The following is a 24715-nucleotide window of genomic DNA, read 5'->3' on the forward strand; positions in this document are numbered from 1 at the left end:
CTAGCTCCGGGCTTTGCGCACCGGGTGCTCGCTCAGGATAGACAGGCGGTTGAAGGCGTTGATGCCGATGCACGCCATGCACAGCACGCTGATCTGCTCCTCCGTATAGACATGACGTGCGCGGGAAAACAGCTCGGCCGTGGGGCGGGCGGTGCTCATGCGTGTGATCTGTTCGGCCAGTTCAAGCGCCACTTTTTCGGCTTCGCTAAAGAGGTTTACCTCGCCATGCACGGACAGTAGGGCAAGCCGCTGCTCGGTCTCGCCATAGCCGATAGCACGGCGGTGGTGCAGGTCTAGGCAGAAGGCGCAGCCGTTGATCTGCGAGGCCCGGTAATTCACCAACTCCAGGGTTCGACGCGGAATCCCGGTCCGGTCCGCCTCGGCGGTGACCTGATCCGCGTAGCCGGAAAGGGCCTGATAAAGTCCGGGCAGTTGCTTGTCCAGATAGCCCGCAAGCCGCGGGGTATTTTCACTCATCCGCCGAGCCTATCGGAGGGAACCTCTTAGCCGGCGATAGCCGAAGGGAAGTGAAATGGGTACGAATCCACCCCGAACAACCCTGCTCGACAGGACATTTCGTGTCAGCCTCATATTGAAGGGGCTGGATGGTGTTCTTGAGCTGGTCGGCGGGATACTCCTTTTGTTGGTGACGCCCCGGCAAATCGGAGACCTGGTCCGGTTCCTCACCCAGCACGAACTCGCCCAAGACCCGAACGACTTCGTGGCGAACACTCTGGTGCACATGACCTCGAACCTCTCGGTGTCGGCGTCCTTGTTCGGCGCCATCTACCTACTGCTCCACGGCTTGGTGAAAATCGTCCTGGTCTGGGCGGTCTTGAAGGACAAACTCTGGGCCTACCCGTGGATGATCGCGTTCCTGCTGGTCTTCATCCTTTACCAGGGCTACCGGATCGCTGTGGCCTTCTCCTGGGGCCTTGTCCTCCTGACGGCGTTCGACATTTTCATCGTCTGGATCACCGCGCGTGAGTATCGCCTCCACCGGGCACGAAACCAAGAGCCCTCCCCCACGCCCCCATCAGCCGGCTGAGGGATGTCCGCGCGCGGGCCACGATGCGGGATGCAGGCGTCCCGCATCGTGGCCCGCTCACGCCGGCCTACGGAGCACTTTCGGAGTTGTCGCGCTGCCGGTTCTCATCGACGACGATATAGGTGATGTTTTTTCTGCGGCGGTTCCTGAAACGGGGCGGGATGGGTCCGGCGGGCGGCAGTCCGCGCGCCCTTCGCCTGCGGGAAAGGCGAATGTTTGCGTAGATCAAAAAGAGAAAGAATCCCAGCGACGGGACCAGCATGATGATGATCCAGGGAAAGTTCGCCACGTGCGCCTCCTCTAGGAAAGAAACCGTTCGACTGAGCTCGTTCTTTTCTCTCGCTCCTCGCGGATGGCCAACACTAAGCATGCTTAGTGTCACCGGTTAGGCATAACTTTAGAGCAAAAACAGGTCAGCGGTGGGTTTCGGGCGCATCTTTTGAGAATGGAGTCGGAAGCGGAAACCAGCCACCCGTTGAAGACCGGTGCAGGTTTGGAGTCGGGGCCTTGAACGAAGCCCCGGGCAGCTGCTGCCCGGGGCTTCAAGGCGTCAGTGCTTCGTGGCTATCGCAGGGTCGCTGCCCCGGTCACGTCGCTTGCACCCGCCAGAGGTGTAGCCGAGAGGCGACTGCGACGCCGCTTGACCACCCCTATGACGGTGTCGAGGATGATGAAGGCCAGCAGGCTCCAGCCCAGCAGCGGCAGGAGCAACCCGAGGGCGACCATCACGGTGAGCGCGGCGAGGACTCCCGCCCAGTGTGCGCGCAGGAACGCTCCGCGCGGTGCGGGGCGGCCGAAGGCCCAAGCGCTGCCACGCGTAGGGCGCCGTTTCCACCACATGACATAGCCCCAGACCACCATGGCTGCCAGGCCCACCGCCACAGCAAGCAGGAGAAGCTGGTTCGGCAGTCCGAAGAGCAGCCCCATGTGCGCGGCGATGGTCCAGCGAGTGAGTTTGGCGGGCAGGCTGAAGTTATTGAAGTCGGCCCTGCTGGTGATGGTGCCCGTGGACGGGTCGATCGCGACGGCGCTGGCGGTGCCCGGCCATTCCCTGCCCGCTTCGGTCACGGTCCAGGCCTTGCCCGGCTTCGCCGGGGGTTTGATATCGATCATCGGGGCGGTGATGATGTCCGCCCTCGCAATCCGGGCCGCGGTGTCGTAGACGGCGGGATCAATGGCCGGTGCCGCCGTCGGCGACGCGCCGGTGCTGTGTCCAGCGTGTTCCCCGGCCGGGGCGGTCGCCGGCCCGGTCAGCGCAGTGGAGATGGTGGGGGTGGCCCAACCAAGGGCGGTGCGCAGGCTGCCGATGTTCGCTCCAGCGCTCGCCGACCAGGTCAAGCCCGTTGCCGAGAGGAACACGAATGCCACGAGGAGGACCGTGCCGGTGGTGCCGTGCAGCCAGACCAGCCGGGCACGCCCGGACCTCGGGCGTGCCTTCGCCGCAACGGCCTTCGTCTTGCCGGCGGCCCGGCGGCGCCGGATCCTGTCGATCCACAGGATCAGGCCGCCGAGGGCGATGACCCACAGCCAGGAGGCGGCGAGTTCGCTGTAGACGCGTCCGGGTTCGCCCAGGCCCAAGGAGCGGTGGAGGTTGTCGATGAAGGTGCGCAGGGGCATCGCGCCGCTGCTGCCGTAGGTGGGCAGGTCGCCCCGGATGTCCGCCGTGGCGGGGTCAACGAACAGTGTCCTGTACTGGGAATCGCCCAGGGTGGGGTCGGTGAAGAGCACACGGGTGGTGTCTTCGGGCCCGGGGGCGGGGCGGACGGTCACCGGGGCCGCGCCCCCGACGCGGTCGACGGCGGCCTTCACTTGCGCCGCGAGCGGCAGGGGGTGGGCGACGGCGGGGACGTGCAGTTCCCGGGCGTAGATGGCTGGTTCCAGTGAAGGGGTCATCGCGTAGAGGCCACCGGTGATCGCGGCGATGAGCAGGAAGGGCCCGGCGAGGATCCCGGCATAGAAGTGAATCCGGAGCAGGAAGGGCCGGAACCAGCCGGGATCCGCGGACGGGAGCGCAGTGTCCGGTCCGGTTGTCAGTGGGGTGCTGCGTGCCCCGGCAGGGGGCTTGGTCAGAAGGGTCATCGTAGTGGTCTTTCACGTTTCGGCCAGGCGGCACGCGGGCGCGCCCGAGTGCCGCCTGATGCGGCGTCGCCGGTCGAGGCGGCCTCGGGTTGGTGTATGAGGGCAGCACGAGGCCATCCGTGCCGGTCGTTCCGGCACGGAGTCTTCGTGTGTGTTTTGTGCGGGTTACTTGCCCTTGGCGGGGCGGGTGCGTGCCAGGGCGGTGACGCCTGCCGCAAGGCCGATCAGGCCCGCCGCGAGACCGAACCAACCGGCCGTGGACCCACCGTCACCGGAGGTCTTCGCTGCCGCAGGTGCCGGAACCGCCGTCGCGGACGCGGACGAGGTGGGAGCCATCGCGGCGGCGTCGTTGGCGGTGGTCACGAAGGAGGGGGCCGGGTGTTCGGGTTCGGGCTGGCCCTGGACGGTCTTCTCGTCCCACTTCACCACGGTGCCGTCGGTGTAGCTCTGGTTTGCCGGCAGCGTGATGGTAGTTCCGGCGTCGGGCAGGACGCCCACGGAGATCGAGAACGCCTGGTATTCGTTTTGACCGATCTGGTGCGCGTCGTCAGCGGTCCACACCACCGAAGTGACGGCCTTGGTCACGGTGGTGCCGGCGACTGTGACGGGTTTGGGCAGGGTGGTGGTGATCAGTTCGGCTTTCCACCCGTCGAGGGGTTTCACGGAGACCGAGTTGAAGGGCGTGTCCGTGGGAAGGGACACTTCGAGTTTGTTGGTCTTGGCCGTGGGCGATTCGTTGGGGACGTTGAAAGTCAGGTGGGTGTATCCGCCGGCTGCCGGGTCGTCGGGATTGACGTGGACGTGGGCGGAGGCGGCTGAGACGCCGAAGGCGAGCAGCCCGGCGGCCATCGTGGCGGCGCAGGCGGTCTTGAGGGTACGGCGGAAGGAGGTCTTCACGGCAATGATGCCTTTCACAAAGAAAGAAACGGTCAGGAACCCGCCCGGGACTATGCCCGGCCGGTGAAAGCAGCGATCTGCCGCCAGGTCCCTTTCCTTGCGTGAAGGCGGGTCTCAGGCGGCGGAAGCCATCGCGGGCGGACCCCGCCGTGCAGGCAGGCGCCGGCCCGCGCGGTCCACTGGCAGCACCGCGGGCACAGGGCATGGACCGGGAAGCCTTGGCGGCTGGAGGGACGGCGCGGCGGGCAGCTGCACGAGCGGGCGCAGCCAAGCCGCCAGCGCCGAGAGCGCCAGTTCACCGCGGGCAAGCACCAGCGCGGTCACCAGGGTCGCCACCGCGTGGGCGGCGAACATCTGCCACTCGATTGGGTCCGCATGGGTGGGCGCGACAGTACCGAACGCTTCCGGGGGCAGGCTGACGGGGGCATGTCCTGCGTGGCCGGTCAGCACCGGCGCCCCCGGGGCAGCCCCGTCCGACAGGGCGTGGAAGGCCCAGTGAAGCCAGGCTTGCCCGGCGCCGAGCAGTGCGGTAAGGACCGGCATCGACAATCGGAAGCGCGTGAGCACCGCGACCGGGAGTACCGTCAGCGCACACAGCGCCGCCAGGATGGCGGGCTCAGGCAGGCGACCGCCGCCGGCAAAGTGCCCGCCGGCGGCCAGGCCCAGGATGAGGGAACCGATCACCCCGGTGCGGAGGATCCGGAAAGAAGCACGCGTCGTCATCGGCGGTCCTTTCCGGGTTCACAAGTCAGTGCGGGATTCTCCAAAATTCTACGGTCTCGCCGGTGTCGGGGCGTCAACGGGATCAATCATGACAAACCGAGCGGGTCCTATCCGTGATCCCCGGGCTCGTCCGCTGGTTCGTTCCCTGTGTCATTACCGGAGAGGCGGCGGCGCACATAAAGGCCTCCAGCTACCAGTCCGGCCACCAGCACACCGGCCACTATTACGGCTACTGGCCAGGAAAAGCCAGTGGACCCGGCAGGCTCGGGAGCAGGACTCGGGGTCCCAGGCCCCGCAGTGGCGCCCGGCCCGGCCGTGAAGGCGAAGGTCCCCTCGATCGGATGCATGTCCGAGGACACAATCCGCCAGACCACTGCAGCAGCGGGCATGGGCCAGGGAAGCCGTCGCGGATGTCCGAGAGGTGGACTCCGATCATTTCGTGCCGCACAACATCCAGGAGATCGTCGCAGACGTGCTCCGGAAAACCTACAGGGGTGAGTGTCCCCTACCCCCTGAAGACCGGTGCCCGCTTTTCTTGGAACGCCCGGAAACCTTCGGCGTAGTCCTCGGTCTTGCAGAGCCGAGCCTGTTCCCTATTCTCCTCAGCCATGGCAGCCCACAAGCCAAGGCGCTGATCGCGGATATGGGCCACGAGTTCCTTGCTGGCGTTGAACGCGCCGGTGGCACCCGCCGCCACCCGCTCCACAATGATCCGGGTGGCCTCAAGCAAAGCATCATCAGGCATGACCCTGCTGAACATTCCCTGCGCAACAGCCTCGGCACCGCTGATCAGGTCCGCGGTGTAGATGAGGTCCAAGGTCCGGTGCATGCCCAGGCGTTCCGTGAAGTACCAGTGTCCGCCCGAGTCCAGGGTGGCCCCCAGCTTGGCGAACGGCGAACCGAACTTGGCGTGCTCCGCCACGTACACCACGTCCGTGGCCAGCAACAGGCCGAGCCCGACGCCGAGGCACGCGCCATGCGCGGCCGCGAAAGTCGGGGCGGGGAAGGCTGCCATCTTCTTGAGCAGCGGCTCCACGAGCCCGTTCAAGTATGCCTTGGCGTCGTCGCTCTCCGGCGTCACACCGGCAATGTCGCGTCCCGCGCAAAAGGCGCGGCCCTCTCCGCGGAGGAGCAGAGCCCGCACCATGCCGCGGGAGGCGGCGGCAGCGGCGTCGTCGTACGCTCTATCCAGTTCGGCGAGCGCCGCCTCGTCCAGCGAATTCAGCTTTTCCGGGGCATTGAGGACAATTTCGGCGATGCCGTTGGCGATGGAGAGCTCGATCATTCGCTTATTCCTTAGACGTCGAAATCGACCGTGACGGATTCACTGGTGGGGTGGGACTGGCACGTCAGCACGTAGCCCTTGTCCAACTCATCCTGCTCCAAGGCGTAGTTCTCGTCCATGCTGACCGTCCCCGAAACCAGTTTGGCGCGGCACGTGCCGCACACGCCACCGGCGCACGCGAACGGAACGTCCGGGCGGACGCGCAACGCCGCGTTGAGGATGGACTCGCGGGCGTGGGTGGGGCTGGCGACATCGCCGGTCAAACCGTCCAGTTTGAAGGTGATCTTGAACGTGTCCTGCGACTCGTCCTCCACAACCGGGCGGCCAGCATTGCCCTCGGGGCGGTCCGGACGGCCGGTGGTGAACAGCTCAAAGCGCACGTGATCGGGCTGAACACCGCGGGCGGCGAGGGTATCCCGGCATAGCTGGACCAGCTCGAACGGCCCGCACAGGAACCATTCATCCACATCTTCTGCATGAATCGCGGTGCCGAGCAGCTGCTGCAGCTTCTCGGCGTCGATACGTCCCGTCATGAGCGGCGCAATACGCTGCTCACGCGACAAAACATGGTGCAGCGCCAGGCGCGACGGGTACTTGTCCTTCAGATCCGCCAATTCCTCGAGGAACATAACGTCCATGGCGGCCTTGTTGGCGTAGATCAGGTCGAAGCGTGTGTCCGGGTTCGCGGCGAGCAGGGTGCGCGCGATCGCGATCACCGGGGTGATACCCGAACCGGCGGCAATCGCCACGAAGGAACCGGCGTCGCCGAACTCGCCCGCCATGTTCTGGGGGTTGTTCATGGAGTTCATGACATTCTGCTGGACAGTCTTGCCGTCCTTGCCGTGCTTGGAAATGAACGCGCCCATGGGGCTCATGACGTCCAGAGTGTCGCCGGCCTTGAGTTCCGCATTTGCCCACGTGGAGAAGATGCCGCCCAAGTCCTTCTTGATGGCCACACGGATCTCGCTGCTGCCGTCAGCGAAGCTGCGCGGCTCAGCGCAGATGGAATAGCTGCGGCGAACCTCCTTCGGTTCCCCGCTTTCCTCCGGAAGCGTAGTGCGGAGCGCAACGTACTGGCCGGGAAGGTAGTCATACTGGCCGGCGAGCTCCGCCGGGACACCGAACGTGACTTCGATGGCGTCGTCAGTCAGGCGGCGGACTTCCGAAACGCTGAGGGAATGAAAGGACGCACGACGGCGGCCGGTGGCCTGCGCCTGTTCGGCGGCGGTTTGGCGGACAACGGGCATGTCAGATTCCTTACAGGACTTTGAAGTAGTCGAACGGTTCCTTGCAGTCCTGGCAGACGAAGAGCGCCTTGCAGGACGTGGAACCAAAGCGGGTGAGTTCCTTGGTATTGAGCGAAGAACACTGGGGGCATTTCACGGCGAGGTTGAGCCTCACTGGCCCCGAGTGGCCGCCGGCTGCGGCGCGGCCGCTGGGAGGTGCGATGCCGTATTCCTGCAGCTTGGCCTTGCCGTGCTCTGTCATCCAGTCCGTGGTCCAGGCCGGGGCCAGGACCAATTCCACGTGGACGCTCGGGTAGCCAGCTTCCTTGAACGCGGTCTTGAGGTCGTCGCGGATCGCGTCCATCGCGGGGCAACCCGAGTAGGTGGGCGTAATGGTGACCTGGACCGCGGGGACCAGCCCGCCGTCGTCGAACAGTTGAACGTTGCGAAGGATCCCCAAGTCCTCAATGGTGAGGACGGGAATCTCCGGATCGCAGACCGTGGCTGCGATCCCCCAGGCCTTCTGCTCGGCGGTTTGCTTGGTCTGGTTTGGCGTCTCTTGAAGGAACATGTCCACCACAGTCACCAGCTTGCACCGGGATGCTCGCGGGCAAGCACCTGCATCTCAGCGAGGAGGTAGCCCAAGTGCTCGGAATGCTTGCCCTGGCGGCCGCCACCCAAGGATTGCGGGATACGTTCCAGGCTGAGTTCGCCTCCCGACGTGGCGTCGAGGCCGGCTTCGCTCAGGATCTCGCCCGTGAGCTGGTCGAAGTCAGCGCGCAGGCTGGACGGCTGCACGCCTGCGCCGCTTTCGGCGAGGCGGGCCGTGAGATCGTCGTCTTCGAAGAGTTCCTCCACGTAGGGCCAGACGAGCTTGAAAGCCTGGACAATACGACGGCGGGACTCTTCCGTTCCGCCGGCGAGACGCAACACCCACTGCGCGCTGTGGTCGCGGTGGTAGTCCACCTCTTTGAGGGCCTTCGCAGCGATGGCCGCGATAGTGGCATCCGTGGAGCCGGTCAGCCGTTTGTAGAGCTCGAACTGGTAGAAGCTCACAATGAACTGCCGGGCGATGGTGACGGCGAAGTCCCCATTCGGCTGCTCGAAAAGGTGGGCGGAACGGAATTCGTGCTCCCGGCGGAAGTACGCCAGATCGTCCTCAGACTTATCCCACGCCGCGCCTGCATACGTGAGGAAGGAACGAGCGTGGCCCAACTGGTCCAGGGCGATGTTGCCCAGGGCCACGTCTTCCTCGAGCTCGGGGGCGCGGGAGATCCAGTGACCCAGGCGTTGTGCAAGGATCAGGCCGTCGTCGCCGATGCGCAGAGCGTATTCCGCGACGTCGCCTGTTGGCTTGACCTGTCCTTGCCGGATTTCGAGGGCGATATCTTCCGGGCGCAGGGCGTTCCCTGGGGTGATGCGCGTAGCGCTCGCGGAACCGTCTCCAGAGACACCCGCACCCCTGACGCCGACAGAGATATCGCCGTGGCCCTCGATGGCGAAGTCCGTGTTATTTTCGGTGTTTTCGGGGGCGGTCACAGGTGCTTCACGCCTTCGCTCTTGGTGTAATACGTCGCGTGGCGGTAATCCTTGCCCTGCGGGGACTCGAAGAAGGAGCCCTTGGAATCGGGGTCGCTCGAAGAAATGGCCTCGGCAGGAACCACCCAGATGGACACGCCTTCGTTGCGACGCGTATACAGGTCGCGGGCGTTACGCAGAGCCATCGCCGCATCCGGGGCGTGCAAGGAGCCAGCATGGACATGGGACAGACCGCGGCTGGAGCGGACGAAGACTTCCCACAGGGCCCAGGGGGTTTCGTGGGGTTCGTTGGCCGGGGTTGCCTCTGGCGTGGCGGGAGTGCTCATGCTGCGTATTCCTTCTCTGCTTGCTTGCGGGCGTACTCGGCGGCCGCTTCGCGGACCCAGGCGCCGTCGTCGTGCGCTTCGCGGCGGCGCTCAAGCCGCTGCGCGTTGCAGGGACCCTTGCCAGCGAGAACGTCTTTGAACTCGTTCCAGTCCAAGGGGCCGTGCTCCCATTTCTTGGTTTCCTCGTTGAAACGGATGTCCTTGTCCGGGAGCGTGAGGCCCAGGACCTTGACCTGCTCCACCATCATGCCCACGAAGCGGCTGCGAAGTTCATCGTTGCTGAACCGCTTGATATTCCAGGCCATGGACTGCTTGGAGTTGGGTGAATCGTCGTCCGGCGGGCCGAACATCATCAGCGCCGGCGCGTACCAGCGGTTGACGGCGTCCTGGGCCATCTGCTTTTGGGCCGGCGTGCCGTTGGAGAGTTCGAGGAGGATCTCGAAACCCTGGCGCTGGTGGAACGACTCTTCCTTGCAGATGCGCACCATTGCGCGTCCGTAGGGGCCGTAGGAAGCACGGCACAGGGGAACCTGGTTGCAGATCGCGGCACCGTCGACGAGCCAGCCGATCGCACCCATGTCCGCCCAGGAAATCGCAGGGTAGTTGAAGATCGACGAGTAGCGGGCTTTGCCGGCGATCAAGTCGCTGGTCATCTTGTCCCTGCTTTGGCCAAGGGTTTCCGCGGCCGAGTAGAGGTACAGGCCGTGGCCTGCCTCGTCCTGCACCTTCGCCATGAGGATGGCCTTGCGCTTGAGGCTCGGAGCCCTGGTGATCCAGTTGGCTTCCGGCTGCATGCCGATGATCTCCGAGTGCGCGTGCTGCGAGATCTGACGGAGCAGGGTCTTGCGGTAGGCCTCCGGCATCCAGTCGCGGGGTTCGATGCGCGAGTCCTCGGAGATGATGCGGTCAAAGTACGCCTGACCGGCCTGTTCCCGCTCAAGCTCTTCGGGGGACAGCTCAGCGGGCACAGACTGCAGATTCTGCGATGCCATGGTTGCTCCTAAATATTTACCGACCGTTCGTTCAGAATATGCGGAAGGCGTGAGATGCGTCAAGCGTTCAGGCTTGATCGCAAGCTGGCGGGGCGGGCACACAAGAGGTGGCGGTCACGGCTGGCGTGCGAGATCAAAGGCGGCGGGGCAGCGCGACCGGATTGCCGCCGTCGGGCACTAACGGGCGCTCGGGGCGCAAATCGAAGGGACGCCCGCTCACGTATGTGGGCAAAATCGGGAACGCTCACTCACGTATATGGCCCCAAACCCAAACGCTCGCTCACGTATATGGCCGCAAACCCAAACGCTCGCTCATCTATGCTGCCAATGGCCGGAACGCTCGCTCACCTCAGGTGAGCGAGCGTTTGCGCAAATGACCCCAAAGGTGAGCGAGCGTCTTGGGTGGCACCTGAGTGTGGCGTCAGGGAAGCGCGAGCTCCCCAGTCCGTTCATGGAATAGTTGAGCCGTGGAATGGTGGGAAGTTGCCCTCGGAATACTTGCCGGGCTGATTGCGGTCTACGTTGTGCTTTTGCCGGGCTTGTGGGCCTACGCAAGAACCCATCCTGAGACGGTGGGCATGCGGGAAGCGCTGCGGATGCTGCCGGATGTCCTGCGCGTCCTCAGGCGCCTGGCCGCCGACCCCACCGTGTCCCGCGGCGCGCGCATCAAACTGTTCCTGCTGCTGGCATATCTGGTTTCGCCGATCGACCTTGTGCCGGACTTCCTGCCGCTCATCGGCTATGCCGACGATGTGATCATCATGGCCTTGGTTCTTCGCTCCGCGATCCGCTCCGCCGGCCCGGACTCCCTCCGGCGTCACTGGCCGGGTACCCCTGCTGGGCTAGCGGTCCTGGAACGCCTCGCCGGCCTGCCAGCCCAAACTTCCGGTAACCCCAGGAAAGAAAACACCGATGCTTCGTGAAACCGCCAACTCCGCCGCGGTGGCCCGCCTTCGACGGCGTGGGTTCATCCTTGAGGGGATCACTCTAGGCTGGAACGTCGTCGGGGTGGCCGTTCTCGCCGTCGCCTCCATCACGGCAGGCTCGGTAGCGCTAGGCGGCTTCGGCTTGGATAGCCTGATCGAAATCGGAGCCAGCACCGTGGTGATCTGGGAATTGTCCGGTGCGGGCGAACGCCGCCAGCGGTTCGCGCTGAGGCTGATCGCAGGCGCTTTCCTTGCTCTGGCGCTTTACCTCGTCATTCAGTCTGGACTCGCGCTGGCCGCCGGTCACCATGCCGAGCCAAGCCCCGCCGGGATCATCTGGACGGCCGTCACAGCCGTGGTCATGTTCGCGCTCGCTGCCGGCAAGGGGGCGACAGGCAAGGCATTAGGGAATCCCGTACTCATTGCCGAAGGCAGGGTGACGTTCATCGACGGGCTGTTGGCTGCCGCAGTCCTGACCGGGATTTTGCTCGACAGTCTTGCCGGATGGTGGTGGGCCGATCCCTTGGCCGGCCTGGTCATCGTCTACTATGCGGTACGCGAAGCCTTAGAGATCACCCGCCACCGCCATTGATGCTCCACGGCTTGTCATGGCCTCGAACCAAAGATGAGCGAGCGTCCACGGCGGGTTCAGGAAACACCCCAAAGATGAGCGAGCGTCCACAGGAAACACCCCAAAGATGAGCGAGCGTCCACAGGAAACACCCCAAAGATGAGCGAGCGTCCACAGGAAACAAAGGGTGGGGGCCGTCGGCTCCCACCCTGGATGAACAAGTCAGCAATACTGGCGAATGACTAGTCCTCCACCACCACCTTGCCCTTCATTCCCATGAAGTCGTGCAGAGCGCAGATGTAGTCATAGACTCCTGCCTTGTTGAATGTCACGGTAAACGTGGTTCCCGGCACCATAAAGCCGGAATGGAGCTGCCCACCTGTGAAGTTCGTTGGATCACCGACCGGCGGGAAGACGTTGGCCGGTTCGGCGCCGAAGGTCACCGTGTGCGGAGCGCCCATGCCGTTGTTCACGAAGCTCACGCTCTCACCCACACGGATAACAACCTTTTGCTCAATGAACCGCATGACCATGGCTACGCCGTCGTCGGTCCCGGCGATGACTGTATGGTTATCGGCCTGGTCACGGGCAGCACTCCATTGCTCATAGCCGTCGCGGAGGATGGCTCGCGCCGTGCGGTCAGCCCGGTTGTTGTATTGCTCCTGGGTATACGGGTAGTCCGTGCCTTTGTCCCGCACGTAGACTGTGCCCTTCATGACGGCGCCGTGCACCAGGCAGTAATACGTGAAGTCGCCTGTATCCGGGAACTTCAAGGTGTACGAATCCACTGCCGGGAACCCACTGTCCGAGACGTTCGACATCACGCCGGAGTTGTAATAGGAGTGCCCGTCATAAGACTTGCCGCCTTGGGCCAACAAGTACAGAGGGTTGGACGGATCAAAGGGTTGCGTGGACTCGAGCGTTTGCCCCTTGGCCAGGAATGTGACCGTGTGGATCTCGGCCGCGTTGGCCTCCCAGGTGACCTTGTCACCGGCATTGATGAAGATGTTCTTCGGCAGGAAGGACATTCCTTGGATGGCCTGGTCGGAGGATTCAGAACCGACTTGGACGGTCCACGTCCTCGGCGATTTGCCCCTATCCGCGACGGCCGTGCCACTGAGGGCAACAGGCAACGCGAAGGCGAGAAGTAACACAATGAGTGCCCGTAGGCACCGTAGTAGACGTGGTTTTGGATGAGCAGTCATAAGACTCATTCCTTAGGAGATTCTGCGCTGACCGGCTGTTTCCAGCCTGGAAATTTTGAGGCGCCGGAGACCATGGCGTCGTTTGACGATGACTCGGTTTCCTTGAACTTCCCTATGAACTTCAGCTCGCAACTACTGCCCGTCCCCCACATACGGTCGCGGCGTCGCGACGTTGGGCCAAGCGGGATCCTCCCTTGCTCGGAGGGATAACGTCCAGTTCCGGAGCAAAAGAGCCCCCATGACGGAACGGATAGGACACGGCGAAGCCGGCCCACGTGAAGGCGGAGAGATTTAAGTCCCATCGTGCTCCCAGAACGTTATTTTGTCGAGATGCACGAACTGTGCCTAGGCACCCTTTGTGGCCAAATTGCGGCTTGCTTGCGCGCGTTTTTAACTCAGCTGAGTGATACGTTCCGGTCATGGACAGACGACGGCGACTGTGGCTTGCAGCAGGGCTGGCAGTTCTGCTGGCGCTTGTCGTTGTCCTGGCCGCGATCGTCGCCGGGTCCGGCAGAACGCCGTCCGGACCTTCGCCCTCAAGTGCCCCATCAAGCGCCTCCGCGGCCAGGACTCCGACCCGCACGCCATCCGCGACCAAGCCCCCCTCGCCAACCGCTGCGGCACCGGCCCCGCCAACCATCCCGGCGCTTCCCGCAACGCCCATGAACATCCTGGTGATTGGCAGCGACAGCCGTGCGAATGCCAGGGAACAGAACAATCAGACAATCACAACCGGCCAGTCATCAGACCAACGCTCGGATTGCCTGATGCTGGTCCACGTACCGGCAGACCGGCACACGATCTACGGCATTTCGATCATGCGCGATAACTGGGTGAACATCCCGGGCTATGGTGCGTCCAAAATCAACGCCAGCCTTGAAGTGGGAGGCATCCCCCTGGTGGTCCGGACCGTCGAATCACTCTTGGGCACGCACATAGACCACACCGTCATGCTGGACTTCCAAGGCTTCAAGACCCTCACGGATGGCCTCGGCGGGATCGACGTCAATGTCACGCTGCCGTTCACCGCCAGCTTTGAGACCCATCACGTCTTCCCCGCCGGAGTCAACCATTTGGACGGACAGGCGGCCTTGGAGTTCGTCCGCGAGCGCTACTCCTTCGTTGACGGTGACTACCAACGGGTCCGCAACCAGCAAACGTTCCTCCGGGCCCTGCTGACCAAACTCAGGGGAGGAATCCAGACTCCCGCCGCAGTCCTCGGCTTGGTGAACTTCGCAGCCAACTACCTCACCGTGGATCAAGGATATGACCCTGCATCAGTGGCCATCCTGGCATATGGACTCCGCACCGTGGATCCTGGCGCCTCCGTCTTCTTCACCCTGCCCACGGCAGGGACCGGCACTTCCTCCGACGGGCAATCCATTGTGCTGCCGGACTACGCCGGCATCGGAGAAGTGGCCGCCGCGCTGCGTGACGGCACGCTGCCGGAGTATGCAGCCGCCCATGGTTACTGAGCCGGTTCGGGCTACTCGCTTCCACTACTCGGAGCGCACAAGGGCTCGGGTCCAACCACTCGAAAACTACTTGATCGAATATTTAAACAATCTTGAACAAAAGCTTGAGGGATCCTTGCAGCTTCCTAAAAGTCCTGCCGGAAGGTAGAGGTCATCGGGCAACAAAGTCCGTGAAATCCCGGTCCAACGGGCTTCAAGGAAATGGAAATCATCATGGGTCTCAACCTGAAAACCACAACCGGTAAAGTCGTTGCTTCCCTGGCCCTGGTCGGCACCGCTGCCGGCGTGGCAGGACTGGGAACCTACGGCGCATTCACCTCCAGCACCTCCGCCAGCGCCGCCGTCGCCTCCGGCACCGTGAACATCGCCCTGGGCGCATCCGGCACCGCGAACCGACTCAGCGTCGCCGCTTCGGGCATGGTCCCCGGAGACACCGTGCAGCGCGCAGTCACCCTGAGCAACGCCGCTGGAAACCAGGCCCTGTCGGCGGTAACGCTGACCACTTCGGCCCTGCCGACCTCCAAGCTGGACACGGACACCACCATGGGCCTCCAGCTGGTGGTGGACAACTGCTCCGTCCCTTGGACCGAGGCTGGCACCTCCCCCGCTTACACCTACTCTTGCTCCGGCACCACCACCTCAGTCCTGGCCACTCACCCCGTCATCGGATCAAACCTCTCCCTGAGCAACCTCACCTCGGTTGCGGCGGGCCAGACCGATAACCTGCGGGTCACGCTGACCCTGCCGGCAACGGCCGACAGCACTCTCCAGGGCCAGAGCAGCACCATCGCCTTCAACTTCACGGGCACCCAGCGCACCGCAACCAACAAGTAGCTCGCCCCCTGGCCAGCCCTCCGCCGTCGAGCCCCCTGAAAAACGACGGCGGAGGGCCTCACACAAGAACGGAGACCCAGCCATGACCACATCACTGGTCCGCCGCACGCGGCGGGTCTCCCGGACAACCACGACGACGGCGACAGCCACCACGACGGCGACGCCGGGCACGGAAGAATCGGGCACGGGGAAGAACCGGGGCATTGGGTCGAAAGTAGCCCAGTCCTTCGTGCGGCTCATCGCCACCACGGTGATGGTTGCGGCCATAGCAACGTTCCTGTTCCTCGCCGTCGGACCCCGCGTCCTTGGCTACCAGACCAGCACGATGCTGACCGGCTCCATGTCCCCGCTCATCAATCCGGGAGACGTGGTGGTCACCGTTCCCGTCCCGGTCCAAGACCTGAGGGTCGGGGACATCATCACGTACCACATTCCGGTAGACGACCAGCGGGTGGAGACACACCGGATCATTGACCTCGCCGTCAACAGCGAAGGAACCGCGACCGTTCGTACCAAAGGCGACGCCAACAACGGCGCCGACCCATGGACTGCAACCTTGACTGGAGGTCACGTGGACCGCCAGGTGTTCACCGTCCCTTACCTCGGCAACGCAATCCGGGCCATTCGGGATCCCTTGGTCTTGAAAATCCTGATGTACGGCGCTCCGGCCGCCTTGGTGATCATGCTTCTCGTCTCGATTTGGCGGAAAAAGCCGGAAGGCCACGACGTGGACGCCAGCGACGCAGAACGGCCCCTTCCGGCCTTGGACCGCCGTCCCCTCAAGCGCCTCGCGCGGGAGATGAACAGCAAGGAAGCCGCCAAGAAGTTCGCGGCCACTTACACCAGGCTGCTTCCCCAGCGCGTAGACCGGATCAGCCACGCGCTCAGCGCCGGGAACAGCGACTTGGCCATGGATGCTGTCCTGAGCTTGAAAACCAGTTCCTCGATGGTCGGGGCGCTCCGGATGGAACAACACTGCGTCCACCTGGAACGTGCCCTGGTCATGACCGATCAAACCGCCGCAGTTGAAGCCAGCGAAAAGGTACGGCAGCACCAGCCACAGCTGGAAAAAGTACTGGGCGGCCAAACTCCCCGCCGTGCTGCATGAGAGTGTCCTCCAAGAACTGAACTGGGTCCACTGCTCTTACCGCGAAAGGCGTAAGAAAGGGATCGGACCACAGGGCCTGACAGAAAGCCGCTGACCTTGCGTAGAAGCCACAGCACCGCCCACCCAGCGCAGACGCCTGTGCTTGGGCGCGTCGCTGCGGTCCTGGCGGCGGCTGCGATTCTGATCCTTGCTCCCGGCATCGCACAAGCTTCGTTCACGGGAATGGACTCCGGTTCAACCAGCGTAGGGACCATGTCGCTCCCTGCACCGACCGGCGCGAATGTGACGGCCACCTGTGTGGCACGCAGCCTCGTCCTCATTGTGAACAACTACGGAACCGTCCCGCGGGCTACGTTTTACGATTTCACGGTGACGAACCCTGGCGGTGGCAACATGAAGACGACCGCCGGAACGTTCACGAAGGCCAATGCAACACAGGGCACCTGGACGTACCAGATCCACGGGCTGTATCAGGCATCTCCCGGCAATGTGTGGACAGGACAACCCTTCCAAGGAACGGTGGTGTGCTGACGAGGCCGCCGCTCTGAGCGAAATCGGTGGTCCCGCGTCAGCGGCCCTCTATAGAGTTGCCCCATGAGCCTGCCTGCCACGCCTCCAGTTCCCCCCGTCGCCAAAAAGGTGCCCACCACGCGCGAGCACCACGGCGATGTTTTCGTGGACAACTACGAATGGCTGCGGGACAAGGAATCCTCCGAGGTCGTCGAGCACTTGAAGGCCGAAAACGCCTACCAGGAGGCCGTCACCGCGCATCAGGAACCGCTGCGTGAGGCCATCTTCCAAGAAATCAAGGGCCGCACCCAGGAGACGGACCTTTCGGTCCCCAGCCGCAAGGACGACTGGTGGTACTACACCCGCTCCGTTGAGGACAAGGAGTACGGCATCCAGTGCCGTTTCCGGGCAACACACTCCGGTGATGCGATAGCCGACTGGACCCCTCCGGCGGTGGAACCCGGCGTCGAACTCCAAGGCGAAGAAGTCCTGCTGGACGGCAATGCCGAAGCGGAAGGCAAACCGTTCTTCTCCGTTGGCGGCACTGCTGTGACGGTGGACGGCAACCTTTATGCCTACGCCGCGGACAACTCCGGCGAGGAAAGATTCACGCTCCGCATCAAGGACCTGCGAACGGGCGAACTGTTGCCCGACGTCATCGAGAACATCTTCTACGGGGTGGCCTTCTCCCCCGACGGCACCCGGATCTTCTACACGGTGGTGGACGACGCGTGGCGCCCGTACCAGGTGAAGTCGCACGTCTTGGGGACGCCCGTCAGCGAGGACGAGATCATCTACCAAGAGGACGACGTCGCCATGTGGCTCGGTTTCGAGCTCTCCGCCGACCGTCGCTACCTCGTGCTGAGCATCGGCTGCTCGGAATTCAGCGAAACGCGCCTACTGCGCTTTGACAACTACGACGCCGGGCTGTCCACAGTGATTTCCCGCGACGAGCACATCCTCTACGAGGCCGAGCCGTTCCTGCTGGATGGTGCTGAGACCATCCTCCTGACCCACAACAAGGACGCCATCAACTCAATGGTTTCCATCGCGGACGCGGCCGAGTTCGCCAAGCCGCTGGCCGAACAGCACTGGCGCACCGTCGTCGAGCATTCCGACGCCGTTCGCGTCAACGGGGCCGGCGTCACCTCGACGCATCTGGTGGTGGCGGTACGGCAGGACACGATCGAACGCGTGCAGGTGCTGCCCCTCGCCGGATTGGGAACCGCGGCGCAGGGCGACGCCGTGGAACCCGCCTTCGACGAGGAGCTTTACACGGCCGGGGTGGCGGGTTCGGACTACGAAGCCCCGGTGATCCGCATCGGCTACACGTCCTTCTTCACGCCATCGCGGGTGTACGACTTCGTGCTGCCCACCGCCGCCCTGCCGCAGGGCGAACTACTGCTGCGGAAGGAAAGCCCCGTGCTGGGCGGGTACTCCGCGTCAGACTACGTTGCCACGCGGGAATGGGCGACGGCGGCGGACGGCACGCGCGTTCCGCTTTCCGTTCTCCGGCACGCCTCGGTTTCACAGGATTCAACCGGCGCAGGGCTGGTCTACGGCTATGGCTCCTACGAGGTCAGCATGGATCCGGGCTTCGGCGTGGCGCGTTTGTCCCTCCTGGACCGCGGAATCGTCATGGTAATCGCGCACATCCGCGGCGGCGGCGAACTCGGCCGGCACTGGTACGACGACGGCAAGAAACTCAACAAAAAGAACACTTTCACGGACTTCATCGCAGCGACTGACTGGCTAGCATCCTCCGGCTGGGTGGCACCGAACCGGATCGCGGCCATGGGTGGCTCTGCAGGCGGCCTGCTGATGGGCGCCGTGGCCAACCTTGCGCCGGAGAAGTACGCGGCGATCGTGGCAGCCGTGCCATTCGTGGATGCGTTGAACACCATCCTGGACCCGGAATTACCGCTCTCCGCGCTCGAGTGGGAGGAATGGGGCAACCCCATCACCGATCCCGACGTGTACCAGTACATGAAGTCCTACACTCCGTACGAGAACATCCGTGCCGTCTCCTATCCGAAGATCGCGGCAGTGACGTCCTTCAACGACACCCGAGTGTTCTACGTAGAGCCAGCCAAGTGGGTCCAGGTGCTGCGTTCCGAGACCACCGGCACGGCGCCAATCGTCATGAAGATCGAAATGGAGGGTGGACACGGCGGGGCCTCGGGACGGTACGTTCAATGGCGTGAGCGCGCTTGGGACTATGCCTTCGTGGCTGATTCGCTGGGGGCAGTTGACCTGCTGCCTGGCGCGGGGCTCAAGTAAGGTTCTCCCTAGCGAGCTGATCTTCCGGTGGGGGCCTAATCGTACAGTAGGAGCGCAGTGGAGAGTCCCGTGACGAACGATGTATCGGCACCTAACCGTGCCTTGGTGGCTGACCCTGACCCCGTAAGTCTCGAAGAGACGGTTGCGGCCCTCACCTCTGCGGGATTCTTGGTCCGTACAGCGTCCGACGCCGGTTCGCTCGCGGCCGCGCTGGAAACCGGTCCGAGCGACGTGGTGGTGTTGGACAACGCGCTCCGCGAGTTCCTTCCCCGGAACGGCGCCCCTGTTCTGCTCATGCTGGATCCCGAGGACAAGCTGGATGTCGCAGCGCTGGAAGCCTGGCGAATTGCGGATTTTATCTACAAGGGCCAAGATCCGGACATTCGCGCGTACAGGGCCTTGGTCCTCATCGCCCGCGCCGCTGAACGGATGCGCCGCCGCTCGGAAGCCGAATTATTGCGGGAGAGCCTGCGAAAGGTTTCCGCGGCGATCCGCTCAACCATCGATCCCGGACGGATTGCCCGGCACCTGGTGGATGGAATCGGCGAGGCCCTCGGTGCGGAACACGTCTGGTTCACTACCTTCCCGGACGTACGCGTGCCGCAGGTCAGCGCCGAATGGAACGCCCCCGGGCTGGCGCCAGGAATCCTGCCTCCCGAACTAGCAGACGAAATCGCCGCATTCGAACTGGCGGAACGCTTATGGGCCGAAGCAGACGTGAAGCCGCTGCCGAAGGGAACTCGGCCGGGACACCCCGGTGGCGAGGACCGGAACGGTGGTGAGGGTGCGCCGTCGGCCTCTGTTGTGGTGCCCGTAGGCGAGGGAGATCTTGTCTTGGGGGTCATCTGGATCGCGCGACCGGACACGGCGCAGGAATGGACACGAGCTGAAATCGGCCTAATTCAGCACGTTTCGGGAAACTTGTCATACGGCCTCATGCAGAGCCACTTGATTGGCGCTCAACAGCAGGTGATGTACAAGCTCCAGGAACTCGACCAGGCCAAGACTGACTTCCTCACCACGGTGAACCACGAACTTCGAACCCCGTTGACGTCCATCACGGCTTATCTGGACATGATCCGCAGCGGCGCCGGCGGGACGATTCCTGCGGGGGTGGCGCGGATGGTAGACGTCATTTCACGAAATGCCGAGCGCCTCCGACGCCTGATCGAGGACATGCTCACCGTCTCACACCAAGGCACTTCAGGCGATCTCCAACTGAGCCGGGTCAACGTGGGCACCTTGCTCAGGCTCGTCGTCTCAACGTTGCAGCCCCTTGCGGACTCCCGTTCGCTATCCCTCACCGTGACGCACGCGCCAGGAACCGTGACTATCCAGGCCGATGAAGCCAAGCTGGAGCAGGTATTCGCCAACATCATCAGCAACGCCATCAAGTTCACCCCTGACGGCGGCCACGTCGCCGTCAGCAGCGGGATCACCTCCGATCCAGGAACGGTTCCCAGCGTGGTGGTGCGCGTGGAAGATACCGGCCTCGGGATCCCCGAAACTGAAATCGACCAAGTGTTTACGCGATTCTTCCGCGCTTCCAACGCCTCCACCGCGGCCATCCCCGGCAGCGGGCTGGGCCTGGCGATAGCCCACGACATTGTGGAGCGCCACTCCGGCAAGCTCGACATCGAGTCCGGCCTCGGCGTGGGAACCACTGTCTCGGTCCGGCTCCCTCTGGATACCGGAAGCTAGGACGGCTTGGCAGCCTGGCAGGGGCCACCCGCGCGCCGTCCCGACCTTCTTTGAAGTGGGAAAGCGCTTACGACACGGCGAGTCGCGTCATTTCGGGGCTCGAACGCGCCAAACAGGGTCAGGACGGGCAGGCGTTATGCCGCGCGATCAGCCCTAGTTAGGCCACCAACCGACTTGCGTGTAGTTCACCGGGTCAGTCACGACGGGAACGGTGATAACCGTGGTGATTGTGGTGTCGTGCGTGGTCTTCGGCGCGGCGTTGGCAGGAGTGACAAATCCGCCAACGGCCAGCAGGCCCGTCATGAGAAGTGTTGCGGCGAATTTTTTCATGCACTGCTCCTTAGAGCCGTTGGAAATCCGAAGGGGACCTTCCCAGCGTAAGGAGCCTTGCTAAAGGTTTCCCTAAGATCGGATCAGTTTTCCGTAGTCTTTGCGGCGAGGCGGTATCCAACGCCACGCACGGTCTCCACCCAACGCGGCGACTGTGCGGAATCACCCAGCTTCCGGCGCAGATTGGCGATGTGAACCTGGATGGCCCGCTCTTCGGACTCGCTGACGTAGGCTCCGGTCTCGTACTCCCGGGCATGTAGCCAGCGGGCCAGCCCCGAGGTACTTCGGACCACGCGTCCGGCCTCCATGAGTGCCTGGAGCAGGTCGAACTCGGTACGGGTCAATTGCACTTCTTCGGCATCGACCCGTGTTGTCCGGGTGGCCACGTCCAAGTAGAGGCCGTTGTGTTCCAGCCCGGTACGGTCCGGCTCTCGTGGGCTGGTTGATTCGTGCGATTCGCGGAGCACCGCCGTTGCTGACGAATTCGGCACCGTTGCCGCCGGTGCCCCCTTCGCTGGCGGCAGCTCCGCCGTCGTGATTCCTCCGGAAGTGCCGCCCGACAGCTTGCTGCCGCGGGGCCTGCGGAGGAGCGTTTCAACCCGGGCCAGAAGTTCGCGGGGGCGGAAGGGCTTGGTGACAAAATCGTCCGCGCCGACGGCCAAACCTTGCAGTGTGTCCACCTCGCGAGCACGGGCCGTGAGCATGATGATGTAGGCGTCGCTGAACTCCCGTACACGGCGGGTGACCTCTATGCCATCGATGTCCGGCAGGCCCAGGTCCAAGGTAATCACGTCCGGGTTGTGACGGCGGACCGCATCCACGCCATCAAGACCATTCCCTGCCGCGTAAACTTCCAGGCCTGAGGCTTCGAGGACGGCGTGGACCACCTCGCGGATGTCATCGTCATCCTCGATTACTACAGCTACGCCAGGTGCGCTCACTTCACGACCCCCCGATCTCCCATGCTTTGCCCACCTTAACACCAGCCAGCTCTGGTATCTCCACTCGTTTCAACGTAAGTCACACTTGGCTCTTGAATCCATGGGCTGCCGGGCGCTATTTCCGTGCCCGCCATTCGGAATCGAGCATGGCGTAGATGACTTCGGTGGACCATTGGCCCTTGTAGTGCCAGTTGTCCACAAGGACTGCCTCGCGACGCATGCCGAGCCGCTCGCACAAGCCCGACGACGAGGTGTTCAGGGCATCGAGCTTGGCGTCGATCCTGTGGAACATGAGCGTCTCAAACCCTAGGCGGAGCACGGCCTCGGCCGCCTCGGCCGCATAGCCATGTCCCCGGCTTTCCGGAGCCAATATCCAGCCGATCTCGGCCTGCCCCGTGCCCGGCAGCCATTTGAGCACCACTTCGCCGAGCAGCCCCGGCGAGTCCGGGCGCTCTATGGCCAGGCACACCCAATCGCCTTCCTGCTCGAAAGTGAAGTTGGCGTAGCGGCCCAGTGCTTCCATGGACTGCGTCAGGGTCAATTCCTGACGGAGCAGGAATCGCGCCGTCTCCGGCAAGGACTGATAGGCATGGAATCGTTCCAGATCCGTGGCCTCGAATCGGCGAAGCACGAGCCTCGGAGTCCGGATGGGAAGTTCGATGAGCGGCATGCCTCGAGGCTACTACGTGGGTCCGGTGCGTTCCGGCGCGTCCATCGGATGGAGCCCGGCGAAAGCCCCGAATCCGTCCCGTCGGGCGGGCGCCTCTTGACAGTTCAAGCAAACTGGGATTACCTAATGAACATTCGGTAAATAAAGCTGGAGGCAATGACGCATGGTTGAGACCACCCTTTCTGGCGCAGCGCAGCACCAGATCCTCAAGAACGACTACGCCTCCGAGTGGATGGGCCTTGAGGTGCTCAAGATCGACGACGGCCACGCCATCGTCCGCATGAAGCTCCGCCAAGAGATGCTCAACGGCTTCGGAATGGCCCACGGCGGAATGATCTTCGCCTTCGCCGATTCAGCGTTCGCCCTCGCATGCAACCCGGCCGTCCAGTCGCCGTCGAACGCCGACAAAATCACTGTCGCCGCCGGCGTCGACATCAACTTCCTCAAGCCGGCCTACAAAGGCCAAGTGGTCACCGCCGTCGCGAACCGACGCGCACACTCAGGCCGCAGCGGCCTGTACGACATCCAGATCTTCGCTGCGGACCCGAGCGAGCTTGCCACCGCGTCGCCCAAGGATCCCGGCAGCTACGGCGAGCTCATCGCCGAGTTCCGTGGCCGCAGCCGCACCATCTCCAAGAAGTAGGAAGACCATGACACAGAACACCGTCGCCGCTCCCGACGCACCGCTTAAGACCGCCCAGCTCGATCGCGAAGAAACCATCTCCCGCGACGAGCTCGAGGCCTTGCAGCTCAGCCGCCTCCAGCACACCGTGGCCTACGCCTACGATCGGGTGCCGCTCTACAAGCGCAAGTTCGACGACGCCGGCGTCCACCCCACCGATCTCCGCGAGCTGTCCGATCTTGGCAAGTTCCCGTACACCACCAAGGAAGACCTTCGCCAGGAATACCCTTTCGGCATGTTCGCCGTGCCGCAGAACGAAGTAGCCCGCGTTCACGCCAGCTCCGGCACCACAGGCCGGCCGACCGTCGTCGGGTACACCAAAAACGACCTCGCCAACTGGGCAACCTTGGTGGCGCGTTCGCTGCGCGCCTCCGGAGTCCGCCCGGGCATGAAGGTCCACAACGCGTACGGCTACGGCCTTTTCACCGGCGGCCTGGGTGCCCACGCGGGTGCCGAAGCATTGGGGTGCACTGTCATCCCGATGTCCGGCGGCCAGACCGAACGCCAGATCCAGCTGATCCAGGACTTCCAGCCGGACGCCATCCTGGCAACTCCCACTTACCTGCTCACCATCGCCGACGCGATGGCGCACATGGGTGTCGATCCGGCGTCGACCTCGCTCAAGTACGCGGTACTCGGAGCCGAACCGTGGACCGAGGAAATGCGCCACGAGCTCGAAACCACCATGAACATCAAAGCGTGTGACATCTACGGGCTCTCCGAGGTCATGGGCCCGGGCGTTGCGGGCGAGGCCGTGGAGACCCAGGACGGCTGCCACATCTGGGAGGACCACTTCCGCCCGGAGATCATCGACCCGTTCGACCCCTCCCGCGGGGTAAGCGCCGTACTGGCCGACGGCGAGCCGGGCGAACTCGTCTTCACCTCACTGACCAAGGAAGCGCTGCCGATCATCCGGTACCGCACCAAGGACCTCACCCGCCTGCTGCCCGGCACGGCCCGCCCCGCCCACCGCCGCATGGGCCGCATCACCGGCCGCAGCGACGACATGATCATCCTGCGCGGCGTGAACCTCTTCCCCTCGCAGATCGAGGAAATCGCCCTGCGCATCCCCGAGCTCAGCCCGCATTTCCAGCTCGAACTCACCCGCCCTGAGGGCAAGCGCATGGACTCGCTGACGGTCAAGATTGAGCGTCGCGAGAACGTTTCCATCGAGGCGGGTACGACGGCGGCACACGCCTTGCGCGAGCAGATCAAGATCCATGTGGGTTCTTCGTGCGTGGTGGACGTCGTCGAGCCGGGTTCGCTCGAGCGTTCCAACGGCAAGCTGCGCCGCGTCTACGACATGCGACCCAAGAGGTAACCTGACCCGGCGCGTGCACGAATCAACCGACCGTTCATGAGAAAAT

27 protein-coding genes are annotated in these 24715 nt (G+C 63.8%); 11 read left to right on the plus strand and 16 right to left on the minus strand.

Annotated features, from left to right (window positions below):
- On the minus strand, positions 1 to 477 hold the full coding sequence (locus tag HNP00_RS10155; protein ID WP_184738581.1) for a carboxymuconolactone decarboxylase family protein: 477 nt from the start codon (positions 475 to 477) through the stop codon (positions 1 to 3).
- A 55-nt stretch (positions 478 to 532) separates the two neighbouring features.
- Between HNP00_RS10155 and HNP00_RS10160 the strand changes: the two genes are divergently transcribed.
- Positions 533 to 1048, plus strand: coding sequence for a DUF2127 domain-containing protein (locus tag HNP00_RS10160; RefSeq protein WP_184738583.1), 516 nt, complete (start codon positions 533 to 535; stop codon positions 1046 to 1048).
- A gap of 67 nt (positions 1049 to 1115) precedes the next feature.
- Here the strand turns inward: HNP00_RS10160 and HNP00_RS10165 are convergent, their stop codons facing one another.
- The 11 genes from HNP00_RS10165 to paaA form a co-directional block, all read right to left on the minus strand.
- Positions 1116 to 1337, minus strand: a complete 222-nt coding sequence (locus tag HNP00_RS10165; RefSeq protein ID WP_184738585.1) for a hypothetical protein — start codon at positions 1335 to 1337, stop codon at positions 1116 to 1118.
- Between the two features lie 275 nt (positions 1338 to 1612).
- Positions 1613 to 3127 carry a PepSY domain-containing protein gene (locus tag HNP00_RS10170; protein WP_184738587.1) on the minus strand — a complete coding sequence of 505 codons (1515 nt, stop codon included), beginning with the start codon at positions 3125 to 3127 and terminating at the stop codon, positions 1613 to 1615.
- Between the two features lie 165 nt (positions 3128 to 3292).
- Complete coding sequence (locus HNP00_RS10175; protein ID WP_184738589.1) at positions 3293 to 4024, minus strand: YcnI family protein; 732 nt, start codon at positions 4022 to 4024, stop codon at positions 3293 to 3295.
- Between the two features lie 114 nt (positions 4025 to 4138).
- Positions 4139 to 4747, minus strand: a complete 609-nt coding sequence (locus tag HNP00_RS10180; RefSeq protein WP_184738591.1) for a hypothetical protein — start codon at positions 4745 to 4747, stop codon at positions 4139 to 4141.
- A 107-nt stretch (positions 4748 to 4854) separates the two neighbouring features.
- Positions 4855 to 5136, minus strand: coding sequence for a copper resistance protein CopC (locus tag HNP00_RS10185; RefSeq protein WP_184738593.1), 282 nt, complete (start codon positions 5134 to 5136; stop codon positions 4855 to 4857).
- 116 nt (positions 5137 to 5252) lie between these two features.
- Positions 5253 to 6032 (minus strand): enoyl-CoA hydratase/isomerase family protein, encoded by a 780-nt coding sequence (locus tag HNP00_RS10190; protein WP_184738595.1) that lies wholly within the window; start codon positions 6030 to 6032, stop codon positions 5253 to 5255.
- Positions 6033 to 6043: 11 nt separating this feature from the next.
- The gene (paaE, locus tag HNP00_RS10195) at positions 6044 to 7279 is read right to left on the minus strand and encodes a 1,2-phenylacetyl-CoA epoxidase subunit PaaE (RefSeq protein ID WP_184738597.1); all 1236 of its coding nucleotides are present in this window, start codon (positions 7277 to 7279) and stop codon (positions 6044 to 6046) included.
- A gap of 10 nt (positions 7280 to 7289) precedes the next feature.
- Positions 7290 to 7829 (minus strand): 1,2-phenylacetyl-CoA epoxidase subunit PaaD, encoded by a 540-nt coding sequence (paaD, locus tag HNP00_RS10200; RefSeq protein ID WP_184738599.1) that lies wholly within the window; start codon positions 7827 to 7829, stop codon positions 7290 to 7292.
- A gap of 11 nt (positions 7830 to 7840) precedes the next feature.
- Positions 7841 to 8797, minus strand: coding sequence for a 1,2-phenylacetyl-CoA epoxidase subunit PaaC (paaC, locus tag HNP00_RS10205; RefSeq protein ID WP_184738601.1), 957 nt, complete (start codon positions 8795 to 8797; stop codon positions 7841 to 7843).
- Positions 8794 to 9123: a 1,2-phenylacetyl-CoA epoxidase subunit PaaB gene (gene paaB, locus HNP00_RS10210; protein ID WP_184738603.1), complete on the minus strand. Its 330-nt coding sequence runs from the start codon at positions 9121 to 9123 to the stop codon at positions 8794 to 8796. Before paaB ends, paaC begins: the two co-directional genes overlap by 4 nt.
- Complete coding sequence (gene paaA / locus HNP00_RS10215; RefSeq protein ID WP_184738604.1) at positions 9120 to 10115, minus strand: 1,2-phenylacetyl-CoA epoxidase subunit PaaA; 996 nt, start codon at positions 10113 to 10115, stop codon at positions 9120 to 9122. Before paaA ends, paaB begins: the two co-directional genes overlap by 4 nt.
- Before the next feature lie 467 nt (positions 10116 to 10582).
- On the opposite strand from paaA, the gene HNP00_RS10220 reads away from it, so the two are divergent.
- Positions 10583 to 11038, plus strand: coding sequence for a YkvA family protein (locus HNP00_RS10220; protein ID WP_311770549.1), 456 nt, complete (start codon positions 10583 to 10585; stop codon positions 11036 to 11038).
- Positions 11028 to 11633, plus strand: a complete 606-nt coding sequence (locus tag HNP00_RS10225; RefSeq protein ID WP_184738606.1) for a cation transporter — start codon at positions 11028 to 11030, stop codon at positions 11631 to 11633. Before HNP00_RS10220 ends, HNP00_RS10225 begins: the two co-directional genes overlap by 11 nt.
- Positions 11634 to 11854: 221 nt before the next feature.
- Here the strand turns inward: HNP00_RS10225 and HNP00_RS10230 are convergent, their stop codons facing one another.
- On the minus strand, positions 11855 to 12817 hold the full coding sequence (locus HNP00_RS10230; protein WP_184738608.1) for a plastocyanin/azurin family copper-binding protein: 963 nt from the start codon (positions 12815 to 12817) through the stop codon (positions 11855 to 11857).
- A 419-nt stretch (positions 12818 to 13236) separates the two neighbouring features.
- On the opposite strand from HNP00_RS10230, the gene HNP00_RS10235 reads away from it, so the two are divergent.
- From HNP00_RS10235 to HNP00_RS10260, 6 genes are all read left to right on the plus strand, one after another.
- Positions 13237 to 14292: an LCP family protein gene (locus HNP00_RS10235; RefSeq protein ID WP_184738610.1), complete on the plus strand. Its 1056-nt coding sequence runs from the start codon at positions 13237 to 13239 to the stop codon at positions 14290 to 14292.
- A 201-nt stretch (positions 14293 to 14493) separates the two neighbouring features.
- A complete protein-coding gene (locus tag HNP00_RS10240; RefSeq protein ID WP_260404889.1) occupies positions 14494 to 15126 on the plus strand; it encodes a TasA family protein in 633 nt (210 codons plus the stop codon).
- 82 nt (positions 15127 to 15208) lie between these two features.
- Positions 15209 to 16234, plus strand: coding sequence for a signal peptidase I (locus HNP00_RS10245; RefSeq protein WP_184738615.1), 1026 nt, complete (start codon positions 15209 to 15211; stop codon positions 16232 to 16234).
- Between the two features lie 252 nt (positions 16235 to 16486).
- Entirely contained in the window at positions 16487 to 16765 is a 279-nt protein-coding gene (locus HNP00_RS10250) for a hypothetical protein (RefSeq protein ID WP_184738617.1), read from the plus strand.
- Positions 16766 to 16828: 63 nt separating this feature from the next.
- On the plus strand, positions 16829 to 19024 hold the full coding sequence (locus tag HNP00_RS10255; RefSeq protein WP_184738619.1) for a S9 family peptidase: 2196 nt from the start codon (positions 16829 to 16831) through the stop codon (positions 19022 to 19024).
- A 69-nt stretch (positions 19025 to 19093) separates the two neighbouring features.
- Positions 19094 to 20725 (plus strand): ATP-binding protein, encoded by a 1632-nt coding sequence (locus tag HNP00_RS10260; RefSeq protein WP_311770550.1) that lies wholly within the window; start codon positions 19094 to 19096, stop codon positions 20723 to 20725.
- A gap of 153 nt (positions 20726 to 20878) precedes the next feature.
- On the opposite strand, the gene HNP00_RS10265 is transcribed toward HNP00_RS10260, so the two are convergent.
- The 3 genes from HNP00_RS10265 to HNP00_RS10275 all read right to left on the minus strand — a co-directional run bounded on the left by HNP00_RS10265 (position 20879) and on the right by HNP00_RS10275 (position 22666).
- Positions 20879 to 21055 carry a hypothetical protein gene (locus HNP00_RS10265; protein WP_184738895.1) on the minus strand — a complete coding sequence of 59 codons (177 nt, stop codon included), beginning with the start codon at positions 21053 to 21055 and terminating at the stop codon, positions 20879 to 20881.
- An 83-nt stretch (positions 21056 to 21138) separates the two neighbouring features.
- Positions 21139 to 21996 carry a response regulator transcription factor gene (locus tag HNP00_RS10270; protein ID WP_184738623.1) on the minus strand — a complete coding sequence of 286 codons (858 nt, stop codon included), beginning with the start codon at positions 21994 to 21996 and terminating at the stop codon, positions 21139 to 21141.
- A 115-nt stretch (positions 21997 to 22111) separates the two neighbouring features.
- Positions 22112 to 22666 carry a GNAT family N-acetyltransferase gene (locus tag HNP00_RS10275; protein WP_184738625.1) on the minus strand — a complete coding sequence of 185 codons (555 nt, stop codon included), beginning with the start codon at positions 22664 to 22666 and terminating at the stop codon, positions 22112 to 22114.
- 163 nt (positions 22667 to 22829) lie between these two features.
- On the opposite strand from HNP00_RS10275, the gene HNP00_RS10280 reads away from it, so the two are divergent.
- Both HNP00_RS10280 and paaK read left to right on the plus strand, forming a co-directional pair.
- Positions 22830 to 23309, plus strand: a complete 480-nt coding sequence (locus tag HNP00_RS10280) for a hotdog fold thioesterase (protein WP_184738627.1) — start codon at positions 22830 to 22832, stop codon at positions 23307 to 23309.
- Between the two features lie 7 nt (positions 23310 to 23316).
- The gene (gene paaK, locus HNP00_RS10285; protein ID WP_184738629.1) at positions 23317 to 24669 is read left to right on the plus strand and encodes a phenylacetate--CoA ligase PaaK; all 1353 of its coding nucleotides are present in this window, start codon (positions 23317 to 23319) and stop codon (positions 24667 to 24669) included.
- The last annotated feature ends 46 nt before the right edge of the window (positions 24670 to 24715 follow it).

The organism is Arthrobacter sp. AZCC_0090 (genome assembly GCF_014207375.1).
Classification (GTDB): domain Bacteria; phylum Actinomycetota; class Actinomycetes; order Actinomycetales; family Micrococcaceae; genus Arthrobacter.